Source organism: Blastococcus sp. SYSU D00695 (assembly GCF_054050555.1).
Map to the genome: position 1 here is coordinate 29,535 of NZ_JBJGZP010000013.1, position 12,279 is coordinate 41,813.

A 12,279-nucleotide genomic window follows, 5' to 3' on the forward strand; every position below is an offset into this window, starting at 1 on the left:
GTCGGGGCGTCGTGGTCTGATGCCGGGATGAGCGACGTCCCCACGGTCGTGCAGGTGGGTGCGCCCTCGGTCCGCCCGGCCGAGCAGCGCGACGTCCCCCGGATCGCCGCCACCCTCACCGTGGCGCAGGCCGACTCGCGGTGGACCCGCTGGGCGCTGCCCGAGGACGGCCGGGTCCAGCGGCTGACCCGCTGGCACGAGCTCGCGGCCGGCCACCGCGGCGTCGCCACGGGCAGCGCCTGGGTGACCGAGGACGTCACCGCCGTCGCCACCTGGGCCGCCCCGCCCGGCGCCCCGGGCACCTCCCCGGTCCCGGACGACGTCCGCGCCGCCCTGGCCCGCGAGCTGCCGGTGCTGTCGGGTCCGCACGCCGCCCGCGTCGCCGCCACCCGGGAGCTCGTCGACGCCGCCCGGCCGGCCGGGCCGCACTGGTGGCTGGAACACCTGGGCACCCGCCCCTCGGCCCGCCGCCAGGGGCTCGGGCGCGCCGTCCTCGGCCCGGCGCTGGCCCGCTGCGACACCGACGGGGTGCCGGCCGCCGCCGCGGTGTACACCTGGGCCGCCGTCCGGTTCCTGCGCGGCTCGGGCTTCGAGGTGTCGGCGTCGCTGCACACGGCGGACGAGGAGCTCCCGGTGTGGGTGCTCGTGCGCCCGCCCGCGACGGGTGTCGAATCCGGCTGACCTCGTTCGTCCAGGAGGCGAGCGGGCGCCGCAGCCGCCCGCCGGACCGGAGGAGACGCCATGCCGCACTACCTGCTGACCGTGGTCCAGCCCGGCGACGGGACGCCGCCCCCGCCGGAGGTCCTCGAGCCGATCATGCGCGACACCGACGCCGTGCACCGGGCGATGGTGGACGCCGGCTGCTGGGTGTTCGGCGGTGGCCTGCACCCGCCGGCGACCGCCACCACGCTGCGCCACCAGGACGGCGGGCTGCTGCTCGTCGACGGGCCGTTCGTCGAGGCCAAGGAGCACGTCGGCGGCTTCTCGGTCATCGACGTGCCCGACCTGGACACCGCCCTGGAGTGGGGCCGGCGGGTGGCGCGGGCGACCACGCTGCCGATCGAGGTCCGGCCGTTCCAGGACGGCTCCGGCCGCCCCTGACGGCATGGGTGCACCCGACGTCGAGGCGGTCTTCCGCGAGGCGTACGGCCGCGCGGTCGCCGTCCTCACCCGCCTCCTCGGCGACATCGACACCGCCGAGGAGGCGGTGCAGGACGCGTTCGTGACCGCGCTCCAGCGCTGGCCGGTCGACGGCGTCCCGCGCAGCCCGGCCGGCTGGATCGTCACCACCGCCCGGCACCGGGCGATCGACCGGGTCCGCCGGGAGTCGACCCGCACCCAGCGGTACGTGCAGGCGGCGCTCCTGGCCGGTCCCGACCCGCAGCCCGAGGAGGGCGCCGTGCGCGACGACCGGCTGCGCATGCTCTTCACCTGCTGCCACCCGGCCCTCGCACCGGCCGCCCGGGTGGCGCTCACCCTCCGCCTGGTCGGCGGGCTGACCACCGCCGAGGTCGCGCACGCCTTCGGCGTGCCGGAGCCGACGATGGCGCAGCGGCTGGTGCGTGCGAAGGCCAAGATCCGCGACGCCCGCATCCCCTACCGGGTGCCGCGGGAGGCCGACCTGCCCGAGCGGCTGGCCGGGGTGCTCGCCGTCGTCTCCCTGGTGTTCACCGAGGGGCACACGGCCAGCGCCGGGGACGAGCTGGTGCGCACCGACCTGTGCGCCGAGGCGGTCCGGCTCGGCCGGGCGCTGGTCGAGCTGATGCCCGACGAGCCGGAGGCGCTGGGGCTGCTGGCGCTGATGCTGCTGACCGAGTCCCGCCGCGCGGCCCGCGTCTCGGCCACCGGCGACCTCGTGCCGCTCGCCGAGCAGGACCGCTCCCGCTGGGACGCCGCGCTGGTCGCCGAGGGGCAGGAGCTGGTGCGCCGCTGCCTGCGCCGGGCCGCGCCCGGGCCGTACCAGCTGCAGGCGGCGATCCAGGCGGTGCACGCCGACGCGCCGACCGGCGCCGGCACCGACTGGGGTCAGGTCCTCGCGCTGTACGACCACCTCCTGGCGCTGACCCCGTCGCCGGTGGTCGCGCTCAACCGGGCGGTCGCGGTCGCCGAGGTCCAGGGCCCCGCCGCCGGGCTCGCCGCGCTGGAGGGCGTCGACCTGCCCCGGTCGCACCTGCTGCCCGCCGTCCGCGCCGACCTGCTCCGGCGGCTGGGCCGCACCGCCGAGGCGCGCGCCGCCTACGAGCGGGCCCTCGCGCTGGCCAGGAACGGGCGCGAAGCCGCGTTCCTGCGACGCCGCCGCGATGAGTCGGCGGAGCCCGGCCGGTCGGAAGGGGCATGAGCACCCCGCTGGACGTCACCTTCACCGCGCCCATCGAGAAGGACGGCGCCTTCCCCACGTACCTGACCGTGCCCGGTTCGGCGGAGCTGCTGGGCACCCGCCGCGCGGTCAAGGTCAGCGGCACCACCGACGGCCACCCCTTCTCGGCCACGCTGATGCCCTCGGGGTCGGGGCCGCACTGGCTGCCGCTGCGGGCGGCGATCTGCACCGCCATCGGCAAGAGCCGCGCCGGGGAGGAGGTCACCGTGCACCTGAGGGAGCGGCTGTCCTGACCGGGACGCGGCGTCAGGCTCCCCCGCGCGGCGCCCGGGCGCCCGCCCGCCACGCGCGCGCCCGGCCCAGGACCTCGAGCACGACGTCGGTCTTGGCGTCGGCGTAGTCGTTCATGTCCTCCCACCGCCGCCGGGCCAGCGCGCGCTTGGTCGCCGCATACAGCGCGCGGTCGGGTGCGTCCACGCGCAGCCAGTCGCGCAGGTCGAGGTAGGCGTCCACCTCCGGCCGGTCCGGCTCGTACACGTGCACGTGCACGTCGTGGGCCGGGGTCCGGACCATCCGGTGCCCCGGCTCGCGGACGCGGAGCTCGAAGCCCGCCGACTCCAGGCCGGGCAGGTAGGCCGCCTCGTCCTCGACGTCGGCGACGGTGAGCAGCACGTCGACGATCGGCTTGGCGGCCAGGCCGGGCACCGAGGTCGACCCGATGTGCTCGACGCCTCCGGCGCGGCCGCTCAGGGCCCGGCGGATGCGGTCGGCGACCTCGCCGAAGCGGGCCGCCCAGCGCTCGTCGTGGTCGACCACCACGATGTCGACGGGCTCGCGGCCGCCGATCAGGACCCGGTCCAGGTGGGCCCGCCGTTCCTCGTCCACCGCCCGGTCAGTCCCAGGAGCCGCGGCGGCGCTTGAGCTCGCCGCGCTGCTTCTTGGCCTGGATGCGCCGCTCCTGCGAGCCGCGGGTCGGCTTCGTGCGCCGCCGGGGAGGCGGTGGCGGCGCGAGCGCGGCGCGCAGCACGGCGGCCAGGCGCTCCCGGGCCGCCTGCCGGTTGCGCAGCTGCTGGCGGTGCTCGGCCGCGACGACGGTCAGGACGCCGTCCACCAGGCGGCCGCCGAGCCGGTCGGCCAGCCGCGCCCGCTGCGCCTCCCCCAGGCCCGGCAGGGCCAGCGGGGCGACCGAGAGCTCGACCCGCGAGTCGGCCGTGTTGACGCCCTGCCCCCCGGGGCCCGACGAACGGGAGAACCGCCAGCGCAGCTCGCCGGCGGGCACGACGACGGAGCCGGTGACGGGGAGGTCACCGGCGGCGTCGTCGGAGGCGGGCACCCGGACAGTCTCGCGGCCGGCGCAACCGGGTTCTCAGGCGGCGGCCGGCACCGGGTCCGCGCCCCCGCGGGCACCGGGGCGGCAGCGGGCCAGGCGGCGCACCGTCAACCACGTCCCGCGGCGGGCACCGTGGGTCTCCAGCGCCTCGACGGCATAGGTGGAGCACGTGGGCTCGAAGCGGCAGCACGGCGGGCGCCGCGGGCTGATCTCGCGCTGGTAGACGCGGACGGCGGCCACCAGCCGGTCGGCCCACCGGGTGCCGCGCGGGCCGGTCCCGGCACCGTGCACGTGGCGGGCGGTGGTCGGGGCGAGCAGCACCATGTCCATGCCGCAGCCGATGGCGTTGGCCAGGCAGCACCCGGTGTTGAGGAACAGCAGGTCGCGCAGGCAGGAGCCGTCGTCGCGGCGACGGCCGTAGCCCGGCGGCGGGCCGTAGCCGGGCGGTGGACCGTAGCCGCGGCCGTACCCGGGGGGCGGGCCGTAGCCGCGGCCCCAGCCGGGACCGGGGCCACCCCGCCGCCGCCGGCCGCCGCTGCTCCAGATGAAGACCATCCCCCGATCCTCCGGTCGGCGGGTCCGGTCCGCAGCGCGGGACGATGGTCGCGTGCCCGCAGAGACCCTCGCCGCCGCGCTCGCCGCCGGGCCGGTGGTCCTCGACGGCGGGCTGGCCACCGAGCTCGAGGCGCAGGGCCACGACGTCTCGGGTGCGCTGTGGTCGGCGCGGCTGCTGCGGGACGACCCGGCCGCCGTCGTCGCGGCCCACGCGGCGTTCGCCGCCGCCGGCGCGGAGGTGGCGACGACGGCCAGCTACCAGGCCGGCGTCGAGGGGCTGGCCGCGCACGCGGGGCTGGACCGGGCGGAGGCGCTCGCACTGATCGCGACGTCGGTGCGGCTGGCCCGCGACGGCGCCCCGCGGGGCTGGGTGGCGGGTTCCGTCGGCCCCTACGGGGCGGTGCTGGCCGACGGGTCGGAGTACACCGGCGCCTACGTGGACGACGTCGGGGTCCGGCGGCTGCGGGAGTTCCACCGGCCGCGCATGGCGGCGCTGGCCGCGGCCGGGGCGGACGTGCTGGCCTGCGAGACGGTGGCCGCCGCCGCCGAGGCCGAGGCGCTGCTGGTCGAGGCCGGCGACCTCGGCGTGCCGGTGTGGCTGTCGCTGACCACCGTCCGCGACGCCGCGGGCCTGGCCCGCACGCGCCGGGGCGAGCTCGCCGCCGACGTGTTCGCGATGGCCGCCGACGTGGACGCCGTCGTCGCGGTGGGCGTGAACTGCACCGCGCCCGCCGACGTCCCGGCCGGGGTCGTCGCGGCGGCGACCAGCGGGCTGCCCGTCGTCGTCTACCCCAACAGCGGCGAGGGCTGGGACGCCGGCGCCCGGCGGTGGACCGGCGCGGGTCGCCTCGACCCCACCGAGGTGCCGGGGTGGGTCATGGCCGGGGCGCGGCTGGTCGGCGGCTGCTGCCGGGTCGGGCCGGCGGCGATCCGCGGGATCGCCGCCGCCCTCGGGCGGCGGACCGCCTGACCGGTCAGAGGATCGGGTTGCCGCCGGTCACCGCGACCCGGGCGCCGGACACGTAGGACGCCTCGTCGCTCGCCAGCAGCACGTACACCGGTGCGAGCTCGGCCGGCTGCGCGGCGCGGCCCAGCGGCACCTGCTGGCCGAAGCTCTCGACCTTCTCGGGCGGCATCGTCGAGGGGATCAGCGGCGTCCACACCGGCCCGGGCGCGACGCTGTTGGCCCGGATCCCCTTCTCGGCGTACATCTGCGCGAGGCTGGCGGTGAAGTTGGCGATCGCGGCCTTGGTCATCGCGTAGGGCGCGAGCTGGGGGCTCGGCATGTCGGAGTTCACCGACGACGAGTTGATGATCGACCCGCCCGCGGGCATGTGCCCGACCGCGTCCCGGCAGAGGGTGAACATCGCGGTGAGGTTGGTGGCGAGGGTGTGGTCCCACTCCTCGTCGGAGACCTCCTCCAGGGTCTCGTGGGTCATCTGGAAGGCGGCGTTGTTCACCAGGACGTCGACCCTGCCGAACGCCTCGACGGCCTTCGGGACGATCGTCTTCACGTGCGCGCGGTCCGAGATGTCCCCCGGGACGAGGACACACCGGCGGCCGGCCTGCTCGACGTACCGGGCCGTGTCCTGCGCGTCCTCGTGCTCGGACAGGTAGGAGACGAGCACGTCGGCTCCCTCGCGGGCGAAGGCGATGGCCACGGCCCGGCCGATGCCGCTGTCGCCGCCGGTGACGACCGCGGTCTTGCCGGTCAGCCGCCCGGAGCCGGTGTAGCTGTCCTCGCCGTGATCGGGCCTCGGGTCCATCTCGCCGAGCGTCCCGGGCGGGGTCTGCTGCTGCTCGGGCTGTGACTCGGGGCGGGGTGACGACACGGGTTCCTCCTGCGGGCGGCTCGCGGCGCGGGGCGCTGCTCCCCCGCTCCCGAGGCGCCTACCCGCCCCGGAACGCACGGAACCGGCCGGGCTGGTGCCCGGCCGGTTTCCCGTGAGTGCTGCGCTGCGGATCAGGCCGCGCGCGCCACCTGCTGCGGCCCCGTCGTCGGCAGCTCCCAGCGCATCTCCATGTAGCGGCGCCCCGTCCTGTCGACGGCGGGCACCCACCTGACCAGCGGTCGTTCCTCAACGCGCATCGTCGTGCCACCTCTCGTTCACCTGTTGTTCACTTTCTGACCTTAGTCGGTTCACCTCACACATCGGGGGAGCTTCCGTTACCGAGTCGTGACGGAAGCCGTCGCCGACGCCACCTGCGCGGGAAGGGACGGGCCGTCGGGCACGCTGTCCCCCACGATGACCGCGACGACCGCCACCCCCCTGCTGGACGACCCCGCCGACCTCACGTCGCTGCGGGCCCGGGGCGCCGACCCCGACGAGCTGTTCACCGCCTTCGCCACCTGGGCCGACGCCGGCGGGACGACGCTCTACCCGGCGCAGGAGGAGGCGCTGATCGAGCTGCTCGGCGGCGCCAACGTCGTCCTGGCCACCCCGACCGGGTCGGGCAAGTCGCTGGTGGCGACCGGCGCCCAGTACGCCGCCCTGGCCGCCGGCCGGCGCAGCTACTACACGGCGCCGATCAAGGCGCTGGTGAGCGAGAAGTTCTTCGCGCTGTGCGGCGTGTTCGGCGCGGCCAACGTCGGCATGCTCACCGGGGACGCCGCGGTGAACCGGGACGCGCCCGTGATCGTGTGCACCGCGGAGATCCTGGCCAACATCGCGCTGCGCGAGGGCGGCGACGCCCCCGGCCTGGACGGCGCGCTCGTCGTGATGGACGAGTTCCACTTCTACGGCGACCCCGACCGCGGCTGGGCGTGGCAGGTGCCGCTGCTGGAGCTGCCGGGGGCGCAGTTCCTGCTGATGAGCGCCACCCTCGGCGACACCACGGAGCTGCGCGCGGACATCTCCCGCCGCACCGGCCGGCCCACCGCACTGGTCGCCAGCGCCGAGCGCCCCGTGCCGCTGCACCACTACTACGCGACGACGCCGATGCACGAGACCATCCAGGAGCTGCTGGACACCCGGCAGGCCCCGGTCTACGTCGTCCACTTCACCCAGGCCTCGGCGCTGGAACGGGCGCAGGCGCTGATGAGCGTCAACGTCTCCAGCAAGGAGGAGAAGGCCGCGATCGCCGACATGATCGGCGGTTTCCGGTTCACCTCCGCGTTCGGCACGACGCTGTCGCGGCTGGTCCGCCACGGCATCGGCGTGCACCACGCCGGGATGCTGCCCAAGTACCGGCGGCTGGTCGAGCAGCTCGCCCAGGCCGGGCTGCTCAAGGTCATCTGCGGCACCGACACCCTCGGCGTCGGCATCAACGTGCCGATCCGCACCGTGGTCTTCTCCGCGCTGAGCAAGTACGACGGCACCCGCATGCGGCTGCTCAACGCCCGCGAGTTCCACCAGATCGCCGGCCGCGCCGGCCGGGCCGGCTACGACACCGCGGGCACCGTCGTCGTCCAGGCCCCCGACCACGAGGTGGAGAACCTCAAGCAGTTCGCCAAGGTCAGCGACGACCCGAAGAAGCGCCGCAAGCTGGTCCGCAAGAAGGTGCCCGAGGGCATGGTGCCGTGGTCGGAGACGACGATGCAGCGCCTGGTCGCCGCCGACCCCGAGCCGCTGGCCAGCAACATGCGCGTGACGACGGCGATGGTGCTCGACGTCGTCGACCGTCCCGGCGACCCGTTCGCCGCGATGCGCCGGCTGCTCACCGACAACCACGAGCCGCGCAAGAAGCAGCTGCGGCACGTCCGCGAGGCGATCGGCATCGCCCGCTCGCTGCTGCAGGCCGGGGTGCTCGAGCGGCTGCCCGAGCCCGAGCCGGACGGCCGCCGCTACGACCTCACCGTCGACCTGCCGCCGGACTTCGCGCTCAACTCCCCGCTGTCGACCTTCGCCCTGGCCGCCATCGAGCTGCTGGACGCCGACGGCGAGACCTACGCCCTCGACGTCGTCAGCGTGATCGAGGCGACCCTGGACGACCCCCGGCAGATCCTGGCCGCGCAGCTGAACAAGGCCAAGGGCGAGGCCGTCGCGCAGATGAAGGCCGAGGGGATCGAGTACGAGGAGCGGATGGAGCTCCTCGAGGAGATCACGTACCCCCGGCCGCTCGCGGAGCTGCTGGAGCACGCGTTCGAGGTCTACACCCGCAGCAACCCGTGGGCCCGCGACGCGCACCCCTCCCCGAAGTCCGTCGTCCGCGACATGTGGGAGCGGGCGATGACCTTCCGGGAGCTGGTGAACACCTACGGGCTGACCCGCTCCGAGGGCGCGGTGCTGCGCTACCTGTCCGACGCGTTCAAGGCACTGCGGTCGGGGGTGCCCGCGGCCGCGCGCACCGAGGAGGTCGCCGACCTCGTCGAGTGGCTCGGCGAGCTCGTGCGCCAGGTGGACTCCTCGCTGCTGGACGAGTGGGAGGCCCTCACCGACCCCGACCAGCCGCTGGACGCGCCGGTCGCCGTCCCCGCGCGGCCCCGGCCGCTCACCGGCAACGAGCGGGCGTTCACCGCGATGGTGCGCAACGCGCTGTTCCACCGGGTGCAGCTGTGGGCCCGGCGCCGCTGGTACGACCTCGGCGAGCTCGACGGCGGCTCCGGCTGGGACGCCGACCGCTGGGGCGAGGTCGTGCGGGCCTACTTCGCCGACCACGACGAGGTGGGCACCGGCGCCGACGCCCGCGGCCCGGCGCTGCTGGTGTGGGACAAGGGGACGCCGGGTGTGTGGCGGGTCCGGCAGGTCCTCGACGACCCGGCCGGCGACCACGACTGGGGCATCGACGCCGAGGTCGACCTCGCCGCCTCCGACGAGGAGGGCGCCCTGGTGCTGCGCGTCGTGGACGCCGGCCGCCGCGACTGATGACGGACCCCGCTGCCCCCCACCACTCGCGAGCTCGCGGCGGGCCCCTTCAGCAGGGCCGAGAGGACATCGGAAGAACGGCATGACTCTCTGGGAGATGGTCGCGGTCGCCGCGGCGGGGCTCGCCGCCGGTGGCATCAACGCCGTCGTCGGCTCCGGGACGCTGGTGACCTTCCCGGTGCTGCTGGCCACCGGGCTGCCGCCGGTGACCGCCAGCGTGTCCAACAGCCTGGGCCTGGTGCCGGGGAACGTGGCCGGGGCGATCGGCTACCGGCGTGAGCTGACCGGCCAGCGCCGGCTGCTGCTGATGCTCCTGCCGGCCTCGGTGCTGGGCGCGCTCACCGGCGCCTTCCTGCTGCTGCACCTGCCGGCCAGCGCGTTCGAGGCCGTCGTGCCGGTCCTGGTCGGGCTCGCCGTCGTCCTGGTCGCCGTGCAGCCGGCGCTGCAGCGGTCGATCGCCCGGCGGCGGGCGGCGGCGGGGACGACCGGCCCGGCGTCCCTCGGTCCCGGCCGGAAGGCCGCCCTGGTCGCCGGGGCGTACGCCACCGGCAGCTACGGCGGCTACTTCTCCGCCAGCCAGGGGATCCTGCAGATCGGCGTGTTCGGGCTGCTGCTGCCCGAGCCGCTGCAGCGCCTGAACGCCGTCAAGAACGTGCTCACCTCCGCGGTGAACGCCGTCGCCGCGCTCGCCTACGTCGTCGTCGCCACCGACCGCGTCGACTGGGCCGCGGCCGGGCTGGTGGCGGCCGGGTCGGTGGTCGGCGGGTACCTCGGCGGCCGGTTCGGCCGGCTGCTGCCGCCCGCGGTGCTGCGGACCGCGATCGTCGTCCTCGGCTGCGTGGCCATCGTCGTGCTGCTCACCCGGTGAGCGCGCTGGAGTGGGGCCTGCTGGTCCTCGCCGGGGTGGGCGCCGGCCTCGTCGGCAGCGTCGCCGGGCTGGCGTCGCTGATCAGCTACCCGGCGCTGCTGGCCACCGGGGTCCCGCCGGTGACGGCGAACGTCACCAACACCGTGGCGCTGGTGATGACCGGCGTCGGGTCGGTCAGCGCCTCGCGTCCGGAGCTGCGCGGGCAGGGCCGCCGGTTCCTCCCGCTGGCCGCCGCCTCCGTGCTGGGCGGCGCGGCCGGCGCGGCGCTGCTGCTCTCCACCCCGCCCGGCGCGTTCGAGCGGATCGTGCCGTTCCTCATCGCCGCGGCGTCCGTGGCGATCCTCGTGCAGCGGCCCCCGCGCGAGCTCGCCGCCGAGGGGGCCGCGGCCCACGCCGGCGGCGCCGGTGATCCTCGGTGGCTGCCCGGCGTGGTCTTCGCGATCGGCGTCTACGGCGGGTACTTCGGCGCGGCCGCCGGGGTGCTCATGCTGGCCACGCTGCTGCTGGCCACGGGCGACGGCCTGCCGCGCAGCAACGCCCTGAAGAACGCCGTCCTCGCCGTGGCCAACGGGGTGGCCGCCGTGGGGTACGTGCTGCTCACCGACGTCGCCTGGTCGGCGTGCCTGCCCCTCGCGGTCGGCCTGTTCGCCGGCGGGCTGCTCGGCCCGCGGGTGGTACGGCGCAGCCCGCCGGCGGTGCTGCGCCGCGTCATCGCCGTCGCCGGGCTCGGGCTGGCCCTCCACCTGGGCGTCCAGGCGTTCGGCTGAGTGGTGCCGCCGCCGGGCGGGCGGCAGGCTGATCACCGGATCGGAGGCCCACGGTCCCGCGGACCCTCGGCCCGGCGACGACGGAGGACTCGATGACGACGGCGGAAGACCCCGGGGCGCGGTTCCTCGAGGCCCTGCAGGACCCGGTGCCCGGCGAGCTCGCCGGCCCGGACATGCTGCCCACCCGGCTGGCCCGGGCCGCGGCGCGGACGCTGGAGCTGGACGGGGCCGGGCTGAGCATCCACGAGGGGGCCGGCCTGCGGACGCCGGTCGGGTCGAGCGACGACGCGGCCGCGCTGGCCGAGCGGCTGCAGTTCACCCACGGCGACGGGCCCTGCCTGCGGGCGCACGACACCGGGGAGGGCATCGCCTTCGACCTGGCCGACATCGAGCGCAACTGGCCGGACCTGCACGCCTCGCTGATCGGCGAGACCCCGTTCTCCGCGGTGCTGTCCCTGCCGCTGGCCCCGCCGCTGGGGCCCACCGTCATCCTCGACCTGTACGCGACCGACCCGCTGCGGCTGACCCGGGTGGCGCGCGACGACGTCGAGACGGTCCTGCTGTGCCTCACCGAGGAGCTCGTCCGCAGCAGCGAGGCGACCCCCGGGGGGACGAGCTGGTGGGACGCCCCGGACGCGCGCCGCCGGGTCGCGGTCTGGCAGGCGACCGGGATGCTCAGCGTCGCGCAGGGCATCGACGTGGTCGCCGCGCTCGCGGTGCTCCGGGCGCACGCGTTCGCGACCGGCCGGGTGGTCGACGACGTCGCGGCCGACGTCGTCGAGGGCCGCCTGGACCCGGCGACCCTGCTCGACTGAGCCGGGCGGGGCCGGTCCGCCGGCCCCGCCCGGCCCGGTCAGCGCCCGACGTAGGCGGCGAGGAAGAGCACGAACGCGCTCGACGCCAGCAGCAGCCGGGCGGGGGTCAGGCCGTTGACCAGGTTGGCGGTCGCCTCCACCCACGCCGGGCGGACCCCGGCCTCGCGGGCGCCGCGGCGCACGATCCGCACCTCGTCGGCCAGCAGCGCGGCCGAGGCACCGAGCATGGTCAGCCCGACGACGAGGAAGACCAGCGCCAGCCCCTCGCCGAAGGCGTCGGCGCGCCCGGCGAGGAGCACCGCGACGACCAGGCCCGCGACCAGTCCGAACAGCGCGCCGGCGGCCGGGGCCCACGGGCCCATCCGGGTCAGCGGGTCGCGGCGGCGGGCCCGGACGACGGGCGGCCGGGTGCTCACCGGCGTCGTCGGGAAGCCCGGCGGCACGGCGTCGGCGCCGGGGCCGTCGCCGGTGAGCGCCCAGGCGTCCGGCACGCCGGCGGGCTCGGCCGCCGGGTCGGACCCGCGGTCGGCCGCCGGGCCGGACACGGTCGGGGCCTCGGCCGTGGGCGCCTCCGGCACCGGTGCCTGCGCGCCGGCCGCGGTGGCGCCGGCGGGCACGGCGGGCGCCTCGGCGGTGTCGGCCGGGGCCGGCCCGGCCCCGGCGGCGCGCGGCTGGGGCGCCGTCTGCGGTGCCGACGGGCCGGTGCGACCCGACAGGCCGAAGTACGGCGGGATGGGGCCGGTCTCCATCGGCAGGCCGGCCGGGACGGGGGGTGCGCTGGGCTCGGACATCGCGGGCGACGCTAGGCGCGGCCACCGACGA

15 protein-coding genes are annotated in these 12,279 nt (G+C 76.6%); 9 read left to right on the plus strand and 6 right to left on the minus strand.

Going from position 1 to position 12,279, the window contains the following annotated elements; all coding sequences use genetic code 11:
* Positions 1-27: 27 nt before the first annotated feature.
* The 4 genes from ACI781_RS10605 to ACI781_RS10620 are packed head-to-tail and all read left to right on the plus strand — an operon-like array spanning position 28 to position 2,610.
* A complete protein-coding gene (locus ACI781_RS10605) occupies positions 28-681 on the plus strand; it encodes a GNAT family N-acetyltransferase (protein ID WP_456566059.1) in 654 nt (217 codons plus the stop codon).
* Positions 682-741: 60 nt separating this feature from the next.
* Positions 742-1,101, plus strand: coding sequence for a YciI family protein (locus tag ACI781_RS10610; RefSeq protein ID WP_456566060.1), 360 nt, complete (start codon positions 742-744; stop codon positions 1,099-1,101).
* 4 nt (positions 1,102-1,105) lie between these two features.
* Entirely contained in the window at positions 1,106-2,338 is a 1,233-nt protein-coding gene (locus tag ACI781_RS10615) for an RNA polymerase sigma factor (RefSeq protein ID WP_456566061.1), read from the plus strand.
* Positions 2,335-2,610: a DUF1905 domain-containing protein gene (locus ACI781_RS10620; RefSeq protein ID WP_456566062.1), complete on the plus strand. Its 276-nt coding sequence runs from the start codon at positions 2,335-2,337 to the stop codon at positions 2,608-2,610. Before ACI781_RS10615 ends, ACI781_RS10620 begins: the two co-directional genes overlap by 4 nt.
* A 13-nt stretch (positions 2,611-2,623) precedes the next feature.
* On the opposite strand, the gene ACI781_RS10625 is transcribed toward ACI781_RS10620, so the two are convergent.
* The 3 genes from ACI781_RS10625 to yidD are packed head-to-tail and all read right to left on the minus strand — an operon-like array spanning position 2,624 to position 4,202.
* On the minus strand, positions 2,624-3,202 hold the full coding sequence (locus tag ACI781_RS10625; protein WP_456566063.1) for a GrpB family protein: 579 nt from the start codon (positions 3,200-3,202) through the stop codon (positions 2,624-2,626).
* A 7-nt stretch (positions 3,203-3,209) separates the two neighbouring features.
* Positions 3,210-3,650 carry an alternative ribosome rescue aminoacyl-tRNA hydrolase ArfB gene (gene arfB, locus ACI781_RS10630; RefSeq protein WP_456566064.1) on the minus strand — a complete coding sequence of 147 codons (441 nt, stop codon included), beginning with the start codon at positions 3,648-3,650 and terminating at the stop codon, positions 3,210-3,212.
* 33 nt (positions 3,651-3,683) lie between these two features.
* On the minus strand, positions 3,684-4,202 hold the full coding sequence (gene yidD / locus ACI781_RS10635) for a membrane protein insertion efficiency factor YidD (RefSeq protein ID WP_456566065.1): 519 nt from the start codon (positions 4,200-4,202) through the stop codon (positions 3,684-3,686).
* Between the two features lie 52 nt (positions 4,203-4,254).
* Here yidD and mmuM point away from each other — a divergent pair, with 52 nt between their 5' ends.
* Positions 4,255-5,172, plus strand: coding sequence for a homocysteine S-methyltransferase (gene mmuM, locus ACI781_RS10640; protein ID WP_456566066.1), 918 nt, complete (start codon positions 4,255-4,257; stop codon positions 5,170-5,172).
* A gap of 4 nt (positions 5,173-5,176) precedes the next feature.
* Here the strand turns inward: mmuM and ACI781_RS10645 are convergent, their stop codons facing one another.
* Together ACI781_RS10645 and ACI781_RS10650 are read right to left on the minus strand one after the other, a co-directional pair.
* Positions 5,177-6,034: a glucose 1-dehydrogenase gene (locus ACI781_RS10645; RefSeq protein WP_456566067.1), complete on the minus strand. Its 858-nt coding sequence runs from the start codon at positions 6,032-6,034 to the stop codon at positions 5,177-5,179.
* Between the two features lie 131 nt (positions 6,035-6,165).
* Entirely contained in the window at positions 6,166-6,291 is a 126-nt protein-coding gene (locus ACI781_RS10650; RefSeq protein ID WP_456566068.1) for a hypothetical protein, read from the minus strand.
* An 88-nt stretch (positions 6,292-6,379) separates the two neighbouring features.
* Here ACI781_RS10650 and ACI781_RS10655 point away from each other — a divergent pair, with 88 nt between their 5' ends.
* The 4 genes from ACI781_RS10655 (at position 6,380) to ACI781_RS10670 (ending at position 11,457) form a co-directional block, all read left to right on the plus strand.
* Complete coding sequence (locus tag ACI781_RS10655) at positions 6,380-9,007, plus strand: DEAD/DEAH box helicase (protein WP_456566069.1); 2,628 nt, start codon at positions 6,380-6,382, stop codon at positions 9,005-9,007.
* Between the two features lie 82 nt (positions 9,008-9,089).
* A complete protein-coding gene (locus ACI781_RS10660; protein ID WP_456566070.1) occupies positions 9,090-9,875 on the plus strand; it encodes a sulfite exporter TauE/SafE family protein in 786 nt (261 codons plus the stop codon).
* Positions 9,872-10,642 (plus strand): sulfite exporter TauE/SafE family protein, encoded by a 771-nt coding sequence (locus ACI781_RS10665; RefSeq protein WP_456566071.1) that lies wholly within the window; start codon positions 9,872-9,874, stop codon positions 10,640-10,642. Before ACI781_RS10660 ends, ACI781_RS10665 begins: the two co-directional genes overlap by 4 nt.
* 92 nt (positions 10,643-10,734) lie before the next feature.
* The gene (locus ACI781_RS10670) at positions 10,735-11,457 is read left to right on the plus strand and encodes a hypothetical protein (RefSeq protein ID WP_456566072.1); all 723 of its coding nucleotides are present in this window, start codon (positions 10,735-10,737) and stop codon (positions 11,455-11,457) included.
* A gap of 38 nt (positions 11,458-11,495) precedes the next feature.
* Here ACI781_RS10670 and ACI781_RS10675 read toward each other — a convergent pair whose 3' ends face one another.
* Positions 11,496-12,248, minus strand: a complete 753-nt coding sequence (locus tag ACI781_RS10675) for a hypothetical protein (protein WP_456566073.1) — start codon at positions 12,246-12,248, stop codon at positions 11,496-11,498.
* Positions 12,249-12,279 lie beyond the last annotated feature (31 nt).

Bases quoted from the DNA above. Each gene is read 5' to 3' on its own strand.
- ACI781_RS10620 (WP_456566062.1), top strand. From the start codon at position 2,335: ATGAGCACCCCGCTGGACGTCACCTTCACCGCGCCCATCGAGAAGGAC.
- ACI781_RS10615 (WP_456566061.1), top strand. From the start codon at position 1,106: ATGGGTGCACCCGACGTCGAGGCGGTCTTCCGCGAGGCGTACGGCCGC.
- ACI781_RS10675 (WP_456566073.1), bottom strand. From the start codon at position 12,248: ATGTCCGAGCCCAGCGCACCCCCCGTCCCGGCCGGCCTGCCGATGGAG.
- yidD (WP_456566065.1), bottom strand. From the start codon at position 4,202: ATGGTCTTCATCTGGAGCAGCGGCGGCCGGCGGCGGCGGGGTGGCCCC.
- ACI781_RS10610 (WP_456566060.1), top strand. From the start codon at position 742: ATGCCGCACTACCTGCTGACCGTGGTCCAGCCCGGCGACGGGACGCCG.
- ACI781_RS10650 (WP_456566068.1), bottom strand. From the start codon at position 6,291: ATGCGCGTTGAGGAACGACCGCTGGTCAGGTGGGTGCCCGCCGTCGAC.
- ACI781_RS10670 (WP_456566072.1), top strand. From the start codon at position 10,735: ATGACGACGGCGGAAGACCCCGGGGCGCGGTTCCTCGAGGCCCTGCAG.
- ACI781_RS10660 (WP_456566070.1), top strand. From the start codon at position 9,090: ATGACTCTCTGGGAGATGGTCGCGGTCGCCGCGGCGGGGCTCGCCGCC.
- ACI781_RS10605 (WP_456566059.1), top strand. From the start codon at position 28: ATGAGCGACGTCCCCACGGTCGTGCAGGTGGGTGCGCCCTCGGTCCGC.